The sequence below is a fragment of the Guptibacillus sedimenti genome (assembly GCF_028610665.1).
Lineage (GTDB): Bacteria > Bacillota > Bacilli > Bacillales > Guptibacillaceae > Guptibacillus > Guptibacillus sedimenti.
Genome location: NZ_JAQQWV010000002.1, coordinates 1,104,441 through 1,123,237, shown reverse-complemented (window position 1 = coordinate 1,123,237; position 18,797 = coordinate 1,104,441). Strand labels below are relative to the sequence as shown.

Sequence of the window (18,797 nt, the reverse complement as noted above, 5' to 3'; positions counted from 1 at the left end):
TAGGACCAATTATAACAAACTATCGAAATAACAGTAGTAGCCCCCTATTAAGGAAGCTACTAATGTTATGGAACTTATTCTATTGCTCTCTCAATTTTCTTTCGTGCAGTTTTTCAACAATTACATTGTACTCGTCTTCTGTATAAGAGTAGAAATACATCACAATTAATCTTATAAGTGAACCTAGTGCAGGTAATAGAGCGATAACGAAAAACATCATATCAAGTGTAAAATCAGTTTGAGCCTCATTGGGACGATAGTTAATCCATGTTAAGATCAGCCCAGTCGCACCACCAGCAATCGCTACAGATAGTTTCCCTGTAAATGTTTGTCCAGAGAAGATGATTGCTTCATTTCGTTTCCCAGTTTTCAATTCGGTATATTCGATTGTTTCCGCTAGCATCGAGGAAATTAATGGCCCCGTTGCCGTGTAAAGTAGCATGGTGATCGCGATAAATACAAAGGAAACAAATACACTGGAGTAACCAACAGTAAACCAAATGACACGGATGACAATATCCAGGGCAACAATCGTCATGAGCATATGCTTTTTCTTGAATCGCTTTGCTAGCGTTGGGATAATGAAAAACCCGACACAGCTCGCTAAGCTAATAATACCGAAAATGGACATCAGTGAAGCGCTTCCAAGATTATACGTGAAAAAGAAGACGTTTAAGGCTTGAGTAATATTCATAAAAACGTTGCAAAAGAAAACGACTAATACGGCGAACATTGGTTTATTTGCTTTAATGGCACGTGCTGCATCAGAGAGCTTTACTTTTGTCTTAGGAGCTTTGACACGTTCCTTCGTATTTTTAAACCCATTCAGCATGATCGGTAGCGCAAAAACCATGAGCACCACCGTTGCGAGGAAATATCCCTGTCCAATATCGTCTCCACCCAGCCACTCAGCAAGGGGAACGAATAAAACTGGAGATAAAGCGATACCTGCGAAAACGCCCATATTCGCAAACGTAATTAATTTCGTTCGCTGCTGTGCATCCTGACTCATCACAGAGGAAAGCGACCAGTACGGCACATCAGATACTGTATAGATCATCCCCCAAAGAATATATGTTCCACCGGCATAAATTAATTTGGCTGTAGGACTTAGTCCATCTAATGGGAGAAAACAGACAATCGTGATGATCGCAACGAAAAACGGCATGTACTTTAAATAAGGTCGAAACTTTCCGTGTTTTGAATGGAGCGTGTCCATGACCGAAGCCATCATCGGATCATTTATCGCATCCCACGTTCTAGCAATCAGGAAAATAATACTTGCGGCAGCCGCGGATATTCCAAGAATATCCGTATAGAAAAAGAGAATGTAAGAACCGACTAACCCAAAACTTATACACTGCCCAAACCCATACCCGAAATAAGAAGCAAATTCTTTCGGGCGAATATCCTCTTTTGTTTCGATATTAGGTGAAGCATACTTTCTCGCTGTTTCCATCGTTTAATTCCCCCCTGTATTATTCAAAGATAAAGCCGTTGGACTGCCTGGATAATAAGATCTTCTTAATTAGTTTTGGATCAAATTTATATTCATGGTGATGATCGAGAAGGCCATTCACTTCCTGCTCTACATCTGTCAGTTGTGTGTAGCAAAAACCTTGAATGGCGTCATTCTCCATAATCACTTTTGTTAGTGCCTCTAAGCGTTCGAGTACCTCTTCCTCTGTTTGAGGTCGATTACCATAGCCCCACTCAACATCGCTTTGTTCATTACCGTAAGCAATACCCCCATATTCACTGATCATGATCGGTTCCCCACGGTACGCATACCCCTTCGCATAATTTTGCTTGCGGCTTGTTTTTGATGGACTACCATTTACAAAATCCATCTTGTAGCTATTTTTTAGTGATTCCGCATCAGAATTGTAATCATGTATCGTCAAGATATCGGTTAGCGTATGTTCCCATCCATCATTTCCTATGACGAGTCGACTCGGATCCTGAGCCTTTGTCTGATAATAGAGAGCGTTTACAAACGACTGTTGATCTTCTCGGTGGTAGATTTCATTCACTCCCCACGATTCATTCATAAGGGTATAAATAATAACGGATGGATGGTTGTAATGTTTTTGTACCATCTCTCTCGTTTCATCCATCATTCGGAACATGGACTTGCTAGTAAACTTAAAAATACTTGGCATCTCCGCCCACACAACTAACCCTAATTCATCACATAGAGCTAAGTACCGTCTATCCGCAATTGTTTGATGACGTCGAACACCGTTAAACCCCATCTCCTTCACTTTAAGAAGGTCAGACTCCATCTGCTCGTAATCCCCTGTCATCAACGAATCGTTATAATAGCCCTGATCGAGAATTAGTTTTTGATAAAAGGTATCTCTGTTAAGTAGAATTCTATCTTCCTGAATTTCAATACTCCTCATCCCAAAATAACTTTCGACCGTATCTACAATCTCTTGATCGACATATAGTTGAAACGTCACATCATACAGATTCGGTGTATCTGGCGTCCAATAAAAGACGCGAAAATCAGCTAGGTCCGATTCAACGTTGGCGGTGAGTTCTACACTCGTTTGATTTTCTTTCACCCATACGCCTACGGTATCGATCCACTCCCCTTTAAAAGAAATAGTTGCCTCGAAGTATGCTTTTTTCTTTTGACGGGGTAGACTCGCTTCAATCGAGAGTTTCCCTTCTTCCACTTGTGGCGTCATCTTAACATCCTCAATATACTGAAGTGGCACTTCCTCAAGCCAAACCGATTGCCAAATACCTGTCGTTCTTGAATACCAACATAAAAAGTTGTCATCTTTCCAAGACTGTTTCCCAACCGGCTGCTCCACACTATTGCGATCTTCCACCCGAACGACGATCGTGTTCTCACCGTTACAGATGGCATTCGTAATGGAAAAGCTAAATGGTGTATGGCCACCCTCATGCTCACCAATAAATTCTCCATTCACCCAAACTTTGGTGTAATAATCAACAGCTTCAAAATGCAGTAAAAGGTTTTTATCGGTCTCTTTCTCCCAATGAAATTCACGCTTGTACCAAACCACTTCATGGTTTTCATCTACCTCAATGCCAGATTTTTTGCTTTGGTAAGCGTAAGGGACTTGAATCGTTTGCATTAAATCTTTCTTTTGATTAAACAATTTTTCGGGTTCTCCACGATCTTCATCATCAAATTCAAACTGCCATTCTCCATTTAAGTCGTACCATTCCGTTCGCTTAAACTGAGGTCGAGGATGCTCTTCTTCCGTACTCGCACGCTTTTGTAAAACATATGTGGTCTTGATCGCCATGTTGACTTCCTCCTCTAATGCACTCCTGCACCCCTTAAGTAAGGGCTTTCATTAATTAATTTCTATTATTACATAATTATAAGTTTCATTACAACTAAAATAGTAATAAAAAGCAAACTATTTTTAAAATAGAGATATGATCACTGCGTCTTAAGGGGCTCACTTCAAAATTTGATACAAAACAGGATCATGATAATAGAATTTACGCGATTTGCTTAAATACACAAATAAGCGCTCACAGTAAAAAGTGAGCGCTTGCTTATGGAATATCTGTATACGTGTAAAAGTTAATTTTTCACTGCATAAATGAAATTACCTACAGGCTTTTATTTCATTTGTTAATACTACCGGGCCTAATTTTTCGGTATTGGAATTCGTGGCCCTTACTTGAACAAGGGCATTCTTTAATTTTGCAGTGATGAGATCGAACCTCCCAGCCCAAGTTGGATTCTCTTCAGGAGTGGGATAAAGCTTAAATCTCCAGCTTATTTCATCAGGTATGTAAGTGAATCCTTCATAACGATCATACGCACCAAAAGTCGATGGTTTTGGTAGGTGCACCGCCAATACGCTTACATTTGTACGAGGAAAACTTGGTGGATTCAGTTGCACTTTGTATACTAACGCACTCCCTTTTGCATTCGAAAGAGTATCCTCTACTGGGTTTAAGACCATGGTACAGGGAAGTGTGACCGCTTTTGATTGTGTTGGAAATAGAAGGAGACACGCCACAAAGCACAAGCTCCAAAGAAACGACTTCATTTTACACCTCACTCTTTTTTGATTAGTTTGTCTTCATGACAAAAAACTAACCAAGCGGGGCGCCTTGTGAATAGCCTCTCAAATAAGTGCACAAAACCTTTACTTTTTTTCGATTTAGCAACCGTTGTCCATAAAACTGTATCAGTGCCAGGAAAATTACAAAAACCCCCAGAAGCCCAGACAAAATCGCATAGAAACTCGGCTTCCATTTCATTCAACGTCACCTCCAGTTTGTATAGCCTACAGTCAATTAGCACTTTTTCAATAATTCTTAAGAAGAGGCATCTACTAATTAATTAGAAACGTTTTTTCACAACAAAAAAGCCATCCATAGTGCAAGAATGGCTTTTTTCTACTATAAGATTGGATTAAGCTTTATTTACGCGATAATGTAGCTGAGCAAACTGTCCGTACTGGCGCACATCGGTTAATTCAAGCTCATGTGTAATCTCGCTTTTTTGAAACAGCGGGATCCCTTTTCCGATTAGGGCTGGAGCAAGCGAAATAATAAATTCATCAATCAAATTTTTCTCAAGAAATTCATGAACGAGTACACCACCACCGATAAGCCAGATCGTTCCACCACCCTGCTCGTTTAATCGTTCAATGAGTGACGTCGGATCTTCCGATGTATAGGTCACATCTTCTGTGTTTTCTCTTGATTGAGTTGTATACACGTAGGACATTTTCCCTTGATATGGATTTACTCCGTTCTCCTGTTCCATCACCCAGTCATACGTACGACGACCCATAATCATGGTGTCCACATCTTTCATGAACTCCTCATAACCCGCGTCACCTTCTGGTTCAACTTTAAAAAGCCAGTCGAGTGAGTCATCTTCTGTTGCCACATAGCCGTCAACGCTTGTCGCAATGTAAACAGATACTTTTCGGTTTGTCATTGAATTATTCCTTTCAAACTTATTTCCATTACCCTATTATAGGCTGTTCCTTACCACTTATTAAATCATTTATCATCCGTTTGTGCTCGCTAAAAAGTTGATCAGGAAAGGCATCTAGAGAAAAGAAGGCTATCTCGAATGATTCTTCACTTCCGCGCAGTTCTCCTTCAAAATCGTGACAGCGAAAGAGGATTTGAACAGGTGAAACTTGATCGCCATTATCAAACGTTTTCTCTTTGTCGGGTCCCGAGTAGATACCAAAGAGTGACATCTCTTTTAGCACAAGCCCAGTCTCTTCCAACACTTCTCTTCTTGCCGTTTCCTGTACTGATTCGTTAAAGTCCATAAACCCACCAGGCAATCCCCATGACTCATTATCAGAACGAAGCTGCAGCAAAAGGCGATTCTCATTATCAAAAACCATTGTGCCCGCGACGACCATAATCACTTTCTCGTGACCTACCATGGACCGTAGGTGCTGTATGTAATCCATGAAAAACCTCCATTCCATACCTATGTACTTACAACTATATTCATATTTGAAGCGGCTGTAAATGAGCATAAAAGAATTGTGGTACTTCTATTCCATAGAAAAAAGCCAGTGCGCCGGGCACTGGCTTTGGATTTATTTGAATGATTTCACGCCTAAATAATGGTCTTTCCAAAAGTCGTAGCTAAGATCAGTGACTTCTACACCGCCGCTACCAGCATGGATGATTTTGTTGTCGCCGATATAGATTCCGCTATGTGAAGCTCCTTCTACATCATACGTGCCTTCAAAAAAGACAACATCCCCGATTGCCGGAGACTCTACTTCTGTTCCATCATATTTCCACATATCACGTTCCGTTCGTGATATGTCGACTCCAGCTTCGTTAAACACATATTGGATGAAGCCACTGCTGTCAAACCCGTCTGGTGTCGTGCCGCCCCATACATATGGCGTTCCGATTAAGCTTTTCGCCGTGGATACGACTTCAGATTGTGAGACGGACTCGGTAGGTTCTTCATCTGAAGTTGGTTCAGTAGCTCCGGAATCCACAGCAGATAGCGCACCCATAACTTCAGGTCCAGCTATACCGTCTACAGTAAGTCCCTTGTCTTCTTGAAAGTCTTCAACAGCATCTTCTGTGATCTGACCAAAAATACCATCGACGTGGTAGGTATAATAACCTAGTGATTCAAGTTCTGTTTGGAGCGCCGTAACAGCCTCGCCACGATCCCCACTACCCAGAACATTGATTGATGAACTAACAGAATCGCTTTGCTTCACGTCATTTGAATCGACCTTAGCAAAAGCCCCTTCACTAAAGACCGGAGAAAAGACCATCGCGGCCACCAAAGTTGATGAAGCAATTCGTGCGGTTAATATAGATTTGTTCATGTAAATTCCTCCTGTAACTGATTCTAGCTGAAGTTTGCAACTTGATAGACAGATGAAAATTTAGGATATGTAACGACTAGCAAACGAGATGTTGCCGTGTGATTTCCACACGCCTTCGAGCCGATTCACTTAGTCTAACAGAAAAGTTCTGTAATGAGGTTTCACTGTCATTAAGCCTGGATTATCGCTTTTTACAAAAAGGAATATCTTTGTAATATCTTATCACTCCCCCTCTATTCTTCTCTCTAATTAACATTTAGAAGCTCTATTAGTAGTGACAATACCTTCGTTTCATTTCTCCACCAATCTATTAAAATAGTGAGGTATGTCACATTTCTTTTTGATTCAATGATCTATAATAAAAATGTAAATACCCCATAGGGTAATTAAAAAGGAGACGATCATATGAGTAAGAAAATTGTCATTGTTGGTGGCGTAGCTGGTGGCTCAACAGCAGCTGCTCGTTTAAGAAGATTAGATGAAACGGCGGAGATTGTCATGTTTGATAAAGGGGAGTATATTTCTTATGCCAACTGTGGGCTCCCTTACTATATAGGTGGAACGATTGAAGACCGCAAGAAACTACTCGTACAAACACCAGAAAGCATGGCCGCAAGGTATAACTTTGATATTCGTACATTGAGCGAAGTTACACGAATTGATCGTGCAAAAAAATCCATCTTTGTGCACGATTTAAAATCCGGTCAAACTTACGAAGAAACGTATGATCAACTAATTCTTTCACCAGGAGCGCGTCCGATTGTGCCACCAATCCCTGGTCTTAATGAAGCAAAGGCACTCTTTACGCTTCGCAATATTCCTGATACCGATCGGATCAAAGCTTATGTTGATAAAGAGAAGCCATCCCAAGCTGTTGTTATAGGCGGTGGCTTCATCGGGGTTGAAATGGCTGAAAACTTGAGCGACCTCGGCATGAACGTCACACTGATTGAAATGGCAAATCAAATCATGCCACCACTCGATTATGAAATGGCCGCCATCGTTCACCAGCACCTTAGGAATAAAGGCATTCACTTGATTTTAAATGACGGTGTAAAGGCTTTTGAAGGCAATGGAACGAAAGTAGCCACCGTAAGCGGAAAAGAGATCGAGACAGATCTAATCATTTTGTCAATCGGCGTCCTCCCTGAAAATGAACTCGCTGTTCAAGCCGGGTTATCCGTAGGTACACGAGGCGGAATTCAAGTAAATCAATACCTCCAAACGAGTGATCCTTCCATTTATGCGATTGGCGATGTGATTGAAGTAACATTTTACATTAACAAACAACCAACCATGATTCCTTTAGCATGGCCCGCAAACAGACAGGGACGACTCGTTGCGGATAACATTTACGGCAAAAAAACGCCGTATAAAGGGACACTCGGGACATCCATTGCCAAAGTGTTTGACTACACCGTTGCTACGACAGGTAATAATGAAAAAACTTTAAAAAGCCTTGGCATTGATTATGAAGTTGTGCACGTTCATCCAGGTTCACACGCCGGGTATTATCCAAACGCCTCCCCCATTGCCTTGAAGCTCATTTTTGATAAAGAAACAGGAAAGATCTTCGGTGCGCAAGCAGTCGGTAAAGATGGCGTGGATAAGCGAATCGATGTCATCGCAACCGCGATTAAGGGCGGCTTAACCGTTCTCGACCTCCCTGACTTAGAGCTCGCCTACACTCCTCCTTACTCTTCAGCGAAAGATCCGGTGAACATGGCAGGATACGTAGCGAGTAACATCGTCGAAGGCATGATCGAAACGGTTCAATGGCATGAGATTGATGCGATCGTGGAAAATGGGGGGACACTTATTGATGTGCGAAATCCAGCCGAATATGAGAAAGGCTTTTATTAAGGGAGCTATTAATCTTCCAGTTGATGAATTACGGGGGAAGCTTCATGAGCTGCCGCAGGGTGAGACGATTTATGTGCACTGTCAGGTTGGGTTACAGGGGTATATTGCGACACGTATTCTTAGAGAGAATGGGTTTGAGGCGGTTAATCTTGATGGAGGGTATCGGACTTATGAAGAGGTTAAGGGGGAAGAATGATTCAGGAGTAGTAATTTAGATAATTTCTTGAGCTATAAAAGAAGATTACTATTGCTTGTACCTACTGTGTTGTGACTGTTCTACTGCTTCAGTATACTAAATCCTCCATCTTATAGATATTATTAATTAAAAACGACATCCCCTATTCTATTTTGCTAAGGTATGTCGCTTTTATTTCATATAACTCCAGTTTAGCCCTTAATTTCTACTCTGAATCGCTAGAACAGTCCCAGCATTCGTCATATTCTTCTACAAAAAAATTGTCCAATCAAAACCGATTACATTACCAATTGATTTCGCTACTTTAACACTCTGTGTTCTATTTCCAGTTTCGATCATTGTATAGTATGACCTTTCAACACCCCTCTTTGGAATCGTAACTCTTTTAACCATCCCCTCATGAAATCCACCTCCAATGTATTGTATCGTTTCGTTACATTTATACTTTAGTGTCGTTATGTTACATATTCAATCCCAAAAGCAAATAAATGTTTCTTTTTGTTACATGCATTTAATGGTAACTGTTCGTTACTGTAAAATAGAATAAAGAATGAGGTGAGAAAGCTGTTAGCAAAACGATTGATCAAATTAAGAAATGAGAAAAAGAAAACTCAACAACAAATAGCTGACATTTTAGGTATTACTCGACCAGCGTATACAGCGTATGAAAGAGGTTCTCGCCAACCAGATTATGATACTCTTCAAAAGATCGCAGAAATTCACACTGTAACGACCGACTACCTTTTAGGTAGGACAGATAATCCACAATCATCAGATACAAAAAATAATGATGATTACGACTCCCTCGAAGAGTTAAGCAAACTCATTAAGGAATTTGGCATCGATGATAGTGGCTTTTTTGATATCGATCAATGGAAGAATCTTTCTCCAGAGGATATTGAAGAGGTTAGAAGACATTTTGAGTGGATTTCACACAAGGCGAAAGAACGGAAGAATGCGCAAAAATAATACACCTGGGACTAATTAGCCTAGGCTTTTTCATATTCTATTATAAGGTGGTAATCAAATGGCAGACTTGCTCAGAACTTATAGTTCTCCAATTTTAAGGAATTTCGAAGTACAGGATTTAAGAGAATTGTTATCAAACGAAATTGAAGATTTCTCAAAAAAATTGAAAGCTATTCCTACAGCCGGAACCAGTTGGGAAAAGTTTGCTGAAGTTCTAAATGACAACATAAAAGAAAATCCCGATGTAGATAAGAAGATTGATGAAATGTTATTTGAAAAATTGTTTTTTAATTTACAAGATCACGTACATTTATTTCATCTTGAAAGCGAAATAGATGCAAATGAGTTTATGAGTAGATTCGAGGATGAACCACAAGTGGACAGAATGTTAAGTGCAACTGTAAAACCTGATGAAAAATTCATTTCTTTGCGACAAGAAGAAAACAAGGTTTTAATTCTGTATAGAATAGAAACAATTAAATTAGGAGATTCCGAACAAAAATCGATTTTTTATGTTCCATGCCTTCTTGATTTTGATAATTCTCTTCTCCAGATTAGATTGAGGAAGCATTATGTTTCAAAATCAATCCCAAACCACAACACTGTTTTACAAACCGTAAAAGCTTTCATAAATAATATAGACGGAGATTTATCTCTAAATGACTACACAGAAACTACGATTCACAGTTTGGTATATTCAATCTTTAAAGAAGAATCAGAAAAAGCTGAAATCGTAATTAAAGAACATATGGATGAGAATTTGACGGAAGAGGCCGTTGATAACAAAATATTATCTTTTTTGGAAAATGACCTCAAAATGGCCGATCCTGAATTATACTCCGATCGAGTAAAGTCAGCTTTTTACCAAGACCTTTCATTACATTTGGACTCTAAAATGTTTTATAATGGTTTTATATTCGCATTCACTTTTTTGGATAAAAATTTCATTCAGTCAAAAACTAGAAATCCAAAACGTGATCCAATATACAATTCCAAAGTTTACTGGAACCTTAAGGACTTAATTCATGAATATAAAGAAGTAAGTGAACTGTCTTGCTTTTGGAAATTTGACGAAAACGATTTTAGTAAACTGCCTGAAAAAGAGACCTTTGATTTTGTCGAAGTCTCCTTAAGAGAAAGAGTTGGCTCAATAGAGATACACTATTACAATAGTCCTTCTACAAAAAGGAGGTTAAAGGAAGACTATGTTCACTACAGAATTAGCAAATATTTATTCGAAGAAACCCTATCTGAATGAAATTATTCCTTATGATGAGATTGCTCCACAAATAGGTCAATTTCTACTCCAGGAAGTTAGGTTAGGAGCAAATAATTTAAACCCTTACAGGTTTTCATTTAACTTTGGTTATTCTCCAAAAGATGTTATTAATTTGTTTATTGCTTTTTCAGCTAACGATGGCCCACTTGTAAGACTTTACAGATATGAGTGTAGCGATTGTGGGGAACTAAACATTCTAACAGATAATGAATTAAAACACTTCAAGTGTTATGAATGTGGTTCCCCTGGTGATTTAGAGAAGAAAATGTTTTTAGAAAATGTAAAAGTACTGTTCGAAATAAAAGAACCCTATTTGAAAGAAGTGAAACGCCGTTTAAAAGATCAAGCCTCCTCTAAAGTTAAGCAAAATGCACATCCGGAGTATTTAGGGGAGGCTGATTTTAATTTAGGAGAAGTGATCGAATCTGTGAATTCATTTAATAAACCATTAGATGATGATTTCATTGATTTAACTAATGAAATAGCCAGTCGCCTCTCTCAAGGATTGTATTAAGAATGAAAAAATACCTTTCTAAGAGTTCAATGTTTTTTTTAACGTTACTTTTTTTTGCCTCATTAACATCCAGTTTCATAATTATTCTCATTTTAATCAACAAAAATATAATAATTGATTCTTCAAATTTCGATTTAGTGCAATTGTTAATTAGATCCTCATTTACTCTAATTGGTGCCTCTATTTCAGCTGGGATTGCTTTAATTTTATTTTCAATGCAAAAACATCGAGAAGAAGATGCTAAAGAAAGAGTGCAGCTGCTTCATGTTCAAAAAATAAAAGAGGAATACACTAAGAATATTGAGGTTGCCAACAAGTTATTTGATGCAATGAACCCTTTTGAAAGCAAAGCTTTTGCTGAGCGACTTATTGGGGAAGATGTTAAAATCAAAGAACTAATACTTATTTACTATACTCAGCTAGATTTTTCTTTATATGAATCTTTGGTAAAAGACCTAGAATACAATCCAGAACTAACAGAATTGGTTACTGTAATTAGTCGCTTAATACTAATTGACAAGTATCTAAACGTATTACTGAATAACATTTCAGATCCTAAACCAATGGAAACCTTATTAGATTTAATAAAAAGAGAATTATCTTTTATAAGAGAGCTATCTTAATCATCAAGAAAATGCCCAACAATTGGTCATTTTCTTTTTGTTATAAATACGAACAAACGTTTGCGTAATATTAATTGAGGTGACAGCATATGGAACATACTTACATCACAAGCCCGCTTGAAGATTGGGTAATGAAGTTATATAAACAAATGGGAATCATAAAACCCAAGGATTTAAAGATAGAAAAATCGCACGTTTTTTTGAAATGTTTGTTAATTACGAAGAAGGTAATGCTTATTAAGTAAATGGTCGTTTTATATCTATTACGATCGATACTCGTCTTACCAAACAAAATCAACTCCAAGTGTTTTTTTATGAAATTTGCCACATCCTTAGCCATGCAGGAAATCAGACATTAATGCCCGAAGCTTTAGAGAGCTTCAGGAGCGTGATGCGCGACACTTCACACGTTATGCTTCTTTCCCCTATAACATGCTTAAATACACAGATATGGATAAGCCCCTAGATGTCAGACACATTTAAGATTACGTCAGAGTTGTGTGTGGAACATTTGGTGCAAGTTCAAAACAAAATACCTGATTCGAGGAGGATGTATTATGTCCACATTTCGTAAGCGTGGTACCAATTGGGAATATCGAATTTCTTACAAAGACACCTTTACATAAACGAATAAATTAAAATCAAAAGGAGGATTTAAGTTCAAGAAAGAAGCACAACATGCTGCATCGGAAGAAGAAGCGAAAATTTAATCAGGTTTTGATTTTGATCATGCTCCTCTTCTCCTGGAACAATATCTGAATGATTGATTGTTGAATTATTATCAAGGGCATATACGTAAAAATCATATGAATTGCATGAACGTAATGTAAACAAGCACATTCTCCCCTACTTAAAAAAAGATAAGTCTCTCAGATGTAAAGCCAATCATGTATCAAAAATTCCTGAATCATCTGTCTGGGCAGGGATATAGCAAGCGTACTGAGGAGTTAGTCCACACAACCATGACAAATGCCATGAAAAAGGCTGTAACTTTCGGTAAGCTCGAAAGAAGCCCTTTTGAAGGACTTACATCATGGGAGAAGAAAAAAGCGCAGAATTGAAGTATATGAACTCTGGTGACATAATTTCTTTTTTTGTAATAAGCTTACAAGTACAGTTACATTTACTGAATGTTTTTCAAGGTACTTATTGAGACGGGTATGCGAAAAGGAGAAGCTGCTGCTCTCCAATGGACGGATATTGTCTTAAATGAAGGTACAATCAGCATCAGCAAAACACTGGATTTCAAATCAAAGTTAAATGAAGAATTGTTTGGGGATACATAGACCTATAAATCTAACAGAACAATCACAATTAGCCAGGGCTTAATGGACGATCTCCACTTCCATAAGAAGCAACAGAACCTGAATAAGCTTGCTATCAACGAAATTTATCATCTTGAGTTAAATCTGGTCCTTTGTCGTATCTATGGTAATTTCATGCCTAGATCCAGTTTGTTTAATGCGTTTATCCAATATTGAAGCATACAGCACTTCCAGCACTTCCAGCACTTCCATCTATGCCAATCCACTCTCTCCTTCATACTCAGGCTGACTTGCTTCTAGAATGAGGGGAAGACATGAAGTGTGTACAGAATCGATTAGGACACGGTACATTCAAATTACATCGGATGTCTATGCTCATGTCAGTAAAAAAATTGAAAAAGATACACTCTATAAATACGAACAGTACATAAAGAATGTAATGGAATGATTTTGGTCAGTTTTTTTGGTCAGAATTATTTTTTCGGAATTTTTTTGGCCAAAATTTGGTCATAGCATCCTTTCGATACACAAATGACATTTTGACCAAATAAGAAAAACCCCTTAATACTAGTCGTATCAAGGGGTTTGGCTCTTAGTAAGTCGTCATATACTGCTCACGTTCCCAAGGGTGTACTTGGGTACGGAACATATCCCATTCGATCTCTTTAGCTTCGATGAAGTGCTCGGCTGCGTGCTCGCCTAGTGCTTTCATCATGACTTCGTCTTTCTTAAGAAGTTCAAGCGCATCGTGAAGTGTTGCTGGAAGGTCTGTGATGCCTTCTTCTACACGTTCTTGCTTATCCATCACGTAGATGTTGCGCTCTGTTGGTTCTGGTGGCGTCATTTTGTTCTTGATGCCATCAAGTCCAGCTGCAAGTAGTGCTGCCATTGCAAGGTACGGGTTCGCAGATGGATCTACGCTACGTACTTCGATACGTGTGCTGATTCCGCGAGAAGCAGGAACACGGATAAGCGGACTACGGTTACGAAGAGACCATGCTACGTAGCAAGGCGCTTCGTATCCAGGTACTAGACGCTTGTATGAGTTAATTGTTGGGTTTGTGATCGCTGTGAATGCTTCAGCATGCTTCATTGTTCCAGCAATGAATTGACGTGCTGTTTCACTTAGACCAATCTCATCTTTCGGCTCGTAGAATGCATTTTCACCGTCTTTGAAGAGGGACATGTTCGCATGCATCCCAGATCCGTTAACACCGAATAGTGGCTTCGGCATGAACGTTGCGTGCAGGCCGTGCTGACGAGCAATTGTTTTAACTGCTAGCTTAAACGTCTGGATGTTGTCACACGTTGTAAGAGCATCAGCGTATTTAAAGTCAATTTCGTGCTGTCCTGGCGCTACTTCATGGTGAGATGCTTCGATTTCAAAGCCCATGTCTTCAAGCTCAAGAACGATATCACGACGGCAGTTTTCACCAAGGTCTGTTGGCGCAAGGTCGAAGTATCCGCCTTTGTCATTAAGTTCAAGCGTTGGTTCACCGTTTTCGTCCATTTTGAATAGGAAGAATTCTGGCTCTGGTCCAATGTTGAAGTCAGAGAAGCCAAGCTCTTCCATTTCTTTTAGAACGCGTTTTAGAACTGAACGAGGATCCCCTTCGAATGGCGTGCCATCCGGGCTGTAGATGTCACAAATTAGACGAGCGACTCTCCCTTTTTCAGATGACCATGGGAAGACTACCCATGAATCAAGATCCGGGTAAAGATACATATCGGATTCCTCGATGCGTACGAAACCTTCGATCGAAGAACCGTCAAACATCATTTTATTATCAAGAGCTTTCTCAAGCTGATCAACTGGAATTTCAACGTTCTTAATAATCCCTAGTAGGTCAGTAAACTGCAAGCGAATGAACTTAACGTTCTCGTCCTGCGCCATTTTCTTAATATCGTCTGCTGTGAATTTGTTAGCCATGTAAAATGAATCCTCCTTAAGAAATAAAAAGATTTAGTGAATGCTTTGGATAACCGAGTGCTTCACGTCTTAACGCTCTTTTGCTCTCTCCACTTGAGGACAGTTTCACGCAATTCTAAAATTCAGAATCGCATTAACATTCGAAATTGCCGCTCCCTTCTTCACTTACTCTCATCATACACGAATGTTTACGTTATCGTGTTAACGTACGTGAGATAATCTCACATGCTTTTTCGCGCAAAAAAAGGCAGGGACTGAAATCCCTACCTTTTACCCTTATGAAACAGTAATCAAACCTTTTTTCAACAAATCATCAACAGCACGAAGCACGCTAATTTTCACGTGTTCAAACGTTAGGCCGCCTTGGACGTACGCAACGTAAGGTGGTCTTAACGGTCCGTCAGCTGATAATTCAAGGCTCGCTCCTTGAATAAATGTTCCCGCTGCCATGATGACATCATCCTCATACCCTGGCATATAGGCAGGTTCAGGACGTACGTGTGCATTGACCGGAGATGCCGCCTGGATCGCCTGACAAAACGCAACCATTCGCTCTCTGTCATCGAACTGAACCGATTGAATGAGGTCGGTTCGCTTGCTGTTCCAGTGAGGTGTTGTATTGAACCCAGCTTCTTCTAGGAGCGCTGAGCTATAGACAGCGCCTTTAACCGCTTGACCAACCGTATGTGGTGCAAGGAAGATGCCTTGATACATTTCCTGTAGCGAATAAAGCGATGCCCCTACTTCTCTCCCGATTCCAGGGGACGTTAAGCGATAGCCGCAAAGCTCAATTAAATCTTCTCGCCCTACAAGGTAACCGCCAGTTTTGACGATACCTGCGCCAGGGTTTTTAATCAGTGATCCGGCAATAAGATCAGCCCCAACGTGACATGGCTCCTGCTCTTCCACAAACTCACCGTAGCAGTTATCAACGAAAACAATCACATCTTCTTTGATCGATTTAACAAATGCAATCATTTCTTCAATTTCTGCGACTGTAAATGACGGTCGATTCGCGTATCCTTTTGACCGTTGAATCCCTATCATTTTTGTTTGCGGTGTGATGGCACTCTTCACAGCGTCAAAATCAACCGCTCCGTCAGCTAACGGAATTGCTTGATAACCAATATGAAAATCCTTTAACGATCCGTTTCCTTCTCCACGAGTGCCAACGATTTCTTCTAACGTATCGTACGGTGCACCGGTTATATAGAGAAGCTCATCGTTTGGACGCAGTACGCCGAATAGCGCGGTTGAGATCGCATGCGTACCAGAGACGATTTGAGGTCTCACGAGTCCTGCTTCGCCGCCGAATACGTCCGCATAAAGCTGTTCAAGCGTATCTCTTCCTGTATCGTCATAGCCGTAACCTGTAGATGGTGTGAAATGAAAGTCGCTAATGCGATTTTTGTGAAATGCCTCAAGAACGCGGTATTGATTTGCTTCAACTCGCGCATCGATTTCTCTTAAAACTGGCTGGATCTTTTCTTCAGCCTGCTCTGATAATGTTTTTAGTTCTTCTTGATGTGTAAAATTCATAAACATAGATTTCTACTCCTAGTCGTTGTTCCACTCGTTAATAATGCGCTTGTATAAATGTTCAGGAGCGTATCCCTTACATCTGTAGTGATCTTTTTCTTCATCCCATTTACGCTCAATTAGAACAGTATTGCGCTGTAAGTAAGCGAGCTTGTCGCCCTGGTCTGCATTAATTGAAATCGAGAAATACTCCATCTGCTTTAACACTTCGCTTTGTAGACGGTCGTTTAATCGCTTTAAATCAGCTTGCTTTAGAGCAGAAATGAGAATCTGTTCATTCACGCTACTTTGCACAGACGGATCTGTTCGATCAATTTTATTAAAGACGGTAAGGACGGGAATGTGCGACGCTTTTAAATCCTTTAATAGCTTTAGCACGATTTCTTCATGACGTTCCCGATCAGGATGGGACGCATCAATGACATGCAGAATTAAATCCGCTTCTGTTGCTTCTTCAAGGGTTGATTTAAACGAAGCGACAAGCGTTGTTGGGAGGTCCTGAATGAATCCTACCGTGTCTGTTAACAACACATTGTAACCATTCGGAAGATTCAGCTGTCTCGTCATCGGATCAAGTGTCGCAAATAGCTTGTCCTCTTCATAGGAATCAGCTTTCGTTAGTCGATTAAAAATCGTTGATTTCCCCGCGTTCGTATACCCGACTAACGCCACTTGAAGCGTTTCGTTCCGCTTTCGTCGCGCCCGGTATTGATCACGGTGTTTCACCGTATTGTCGAGCTGACGCTTCAGATCTGTGATCCGATTACGGATGTAACGACGATCCGTTTCAAGCTTCGTTTCACCTGGTCCTCTTGTACCAATACCGCCTCCAAGCCTTGATAAGGACGTTCCTTGTCCTGCAAGGCGCGGCAGCATGTATTGAAGCTGAGCGAGCTCAACCTGAAGCATGCCTTCTCGTGATCTCGCTCGCTGTGCGAAAATATCTAAAATGAGCTGTGTACGGTCAATGACTCTTACGTCTAACGCTTCTGATAAGTTTCGAAGCTGACTTGGGGAGAGCTCACTATTGAAGATAACAATTGTTGCTTCTTTTTCTTCGATTAACGAGGCTAGCTCTTCGACTTTCCCTTTTCCTATAAAGGTTGCCGAATGAATACGCTCTCGCTTTTGTGAGAGCGTGCCTTCCACGACACCGCCTGCCGTTTCGGTTAATGCTGCAAGTTCATCCATCGTATATGCAAACTGTGCATCTGTTTGATTTTGAAGCTGAATGCCGATCAAAATCGCCGGTTCAGCTGCTTCAATTCTTTCTTTATTCAAATGTACGTTCCCTGCCTTTATCAATCAGTCTGTTCCCATCATACCAGATGCGCATTTAATCTTCTATAGGGATGTCTTCTGGTAAGAGCAGCTCGAGCGCCGAGCGATCAATGACGTCTGCCTGAAGCAAGCGGACAGCCTGCTTTCGGATTGCTTTTTCAATAATGTTCCGAACAAAGCGACCGTTGCTAAATGCACTTGTTTCCCGCTCACGCTTCTTCAAAAAGCTTTGCTTTAGCTTCCACTCCGTCTCTCTGGAAAACCGGTACTGTCTCTCTGCGGCCATCTTTTTTGCGATCTCAAGCAGCTGCTCATTTGAATAATCCGGAAAATCAATCACCAGTGGAAACCGCGACGGCAAGCCAGGATTTAGCGAGAGAAAGTGCTCCATTTCATCTGAATAGCCTGCTAGAATAAGGATAAAGTCTTTGTGGTGATCTTCCATCGCCTTCACAAGCGTATCAATCGCTTCTTTACCAAAATCTTTCTCGCCACCACGCGCTAGTGAATAGGCTTCATCAATAAATAGAATGCCGCCTTTTGCTTTCTTAACAAGCTCTCTCGTTTTTTGAGCGGTATGACCAATGTATTCCCCAACAAGATCGGCCCGCTCCACTTCAATCAAATGTCCCTTAGAAAGAACGTTCATCTCTAGAAAAAGCGTTCCTAATAGGCGGGCTACCGTTGTTTTCCCTGTGCCGGGATTTCCTTTGAACATCATGTGAAGTGCCTGTGTATTTTGTTTTAAGCCATTTTCCTCTCTGCACTTGTTCACATAAAGCCATGCATACACTTCTTTTAGTAAGTATTTCATTTCTTTTAACCCGATTAGCTGTTCCATTTCCTGCTGAATTCGCTCAAGCGGCATATGCTTTTTCGTTGCTTGACTTAGTGCGGCATCTGCCGTCTCTTGTAGTCCTTCCGTCTGACGAAGGACGATATTAATTTGACCTTTTCGTTGCGTTACGGTTTGCTGCACGATGCTCACCTCGCTTTAATCTGA

The 18,797-nt window shown here is 40.3% G+C and carries 15 protein-coding genes and 2 pseudogenes; 6 read left to right on the top strand and 11 right to left on the bottom strand.

Going from position 1 to position 18,797, the window contains the following annotated elements:
• Nucleotides 1-79: 79 nt before the first annotated feature.
• From PQ578_RS14130 to PQ578_RS14100, 7 genes are all read right to left on the bottom strand, one after another.
• Entirely contained in the window at nt 80-1,459 is a 1,380-nt protein-coding gene (locus PQ578_RS14130; RefSeq protein ID WP_273834898.1) for an MFS transporter, read from the bottom strand.
• A 19-nt stretch (nt 1,460-1,478) separates the two neighbouring features.
• On the bottom strand, nt 1,479-3,287 hold the full coding sequence (locus tag PQ578_RS14125) for a glycoside hydrolase family 2 protein (RefSeq protein ID WP_273834897.1): 1,809 nt from the start codon (nt 3,285-3,287) through the stop codon (nt 1,479-1,481).
• Nucleotides 3,288-3,599: 312 nt separating this feature from the next.
• Nucleotides 3,600-4,049, bottom strand: a complete 450-nt coding sequence (locus tag PQ578_RS14120) for a YoqH family protein (protein ID WP_273834896.1) — start codon at nt 4,047-4,049, stop codon at nt 3,600-3,602.
• An 8-nt stretch (nt 4,050-4,057) separates the two neighbouring features.
• Nucleotides 4,058-4,267, bottom strand: coding sequence for a hypothetical protein (locus PQ578_RS14115; RefSeq protein WP_273834895.1), 210 nt, complete (start codon nt 4,265-4,267; stop codon nt 4,058-4,060).
• A 150-nt stretch (nt 4,268-4,417) separates the two neighbouring features.
• Entirely contained in the window at nt 4,418-4,951 is a 534-nt protein-coding gene (locus PQ578_RS14110; RefSeq protein WP_273834894.1) for a dihydrofolate reductase family protein, read from the bottom strand.
• A gap of 28 nt (nt 4,952-4,979) precedes the next feature.
• A complete protein-coding gene (locus tag PQ578_RS14105; RefSeq protein WP_273834893.1) occupies nt 4,980-5,444 on the bottom strand; it encodes an NUDIX hydrolase in 465 nt (154 codons plus the stop codon).
• A 132-nt stretch (nt 5,445-5,576) separates the two neighbouring features.
• Entirely contained in the window at nt 5,577-6,335 is a 759-nt protein-coding gene (locus tag PQ578_RS14100; RefSeq protein ID WP_273834892.1) for a C40 family peptidase, read from the bottom strand.
• A 405-nt stretch (nt 6,336-6,740) separates the two neighbouring features.
• Between PQ578_RS14100 and cdr the strand changes: the two are divergent.
• The 6 genes and pseudogenes from cdr to PQ578_RS22560 all read left to right on the top strand — a co-directional run bounded on the left by cdr (nt 6,741) and on the right by PQ578_RS22560 (nt 13,492).
• Nucleotides 6,741-8,394: pseudogene (cdr, locus tag PQ578_RS14095) on the top strand (CoA-disulfide reductase).
• A gap of 555 nt (nt 8,395-8,949) precedes the next feature.
• Complete coding sequence (locus tag PQ578_RS14085; protein WP_337958020.1) at nt 8,950-9,363, top strand: helix-turn-helix domain-containing protein; 414 nt, start codon at nt 8,950-8,952, stop codon at nt 9,361-9,363.
• A 58-nt stretch (nt 9,364-9,421) separates the two neighbouring features.
• A complete protein-coding gene (locus PQ578_RS14080) occupies nt 9,422-10,621 on the top strand; it encodes a hypothetical protein (protein WP_273834891.1) in 1,200 nt (399 codons plus the stop codon).
• Complete coding sequence (locus tag PQ578_RS14075) at nt 10,569-11,156, top strand: hypothetical protein (RefSeq protein ID WP_273834890.1); 588 nt, start codon at nt 10,569-10,571, stop codon at nt 11,154-11,156. Before PQ578_RS14080 ends, PQ578_RS14075 begins: the two co-directional genes overlap by 53 nt.
• 2 nt (nt 11,157-11,158) lie before the next feature.
• Nucleotides 11,159-11,779 carry a hypothetical protein gene (locus PQ578_RS14070; protein ID WP_273834889.1) on the top strand — a complete coding sequence of 207 codons (621 nt, stop codon included), beginning with the start codon at nt 11,159-11,161 and terminating at the stop codon, nt 11,777-11,779.
• A 557-nt stretch (nt 11,780-12,336) separates the two neighbouring features.
• Nucleotides 12,337-13,492, top strand: a pseudogene (locus tag PQ578_RS22560) (site-specific integrase).
• Between the two features lie 144 nt (nt 13,493-13,636).
• On the opposite strand, the gene glnA reads toward PQ578_RS22560, so the two are convergent.
• From glnA to spoVK, 4 genes are all read right to left on the bottom strand, one after another.
• Entirely contained in the window at nt 13,637-14,974 is a 1,338-nt protein-coding gene (gene glnA, locus PQ578_RS14060; protein WP_273834888.1) for a type I glutamate--ammonia ligase, read from the bottom strand.
• A 276-nt stretch (nt 14,975-15,250) separates the two neighbouring features.
• Nucleotides 15,251-16,519, bottom strand: coding sequence for a methionine gamma-lyase family protein (locus PQ578_RS14055; RefSeq protein WP_273834887.1), 1,269 nt, complete (start codon nt 16,517-16,519; stop codon nt 15,251-15,253).
• 12 nt (nt 16,520-16,531) lie between these two features.
• Nucleotides 16,532-17,794: a GTPase HflX gene (gene hflX / locus PQ578_RS14050; protein WP_273834886.1), complete on the bottom strand. Its 1,263-nt coding sequence runs from the start codon at nt 17,792-17,794 to the stop codon at nt 16,532-16,534.
• 55 nt (nt 17,795-17,849) lie between these two features.
• A complete protein-coding gene (gene spoVK, locus PQ578_RS14045) occupies nt 17,850-18,776 on the bottom strand; it encodes a stage V sporulation protein K (protein WP_224880163.1) in 927 nt (308 codons plus the stop codon).
• Nucleotides 18,777-18,797 lie beyond the last annotated feature (21 nt).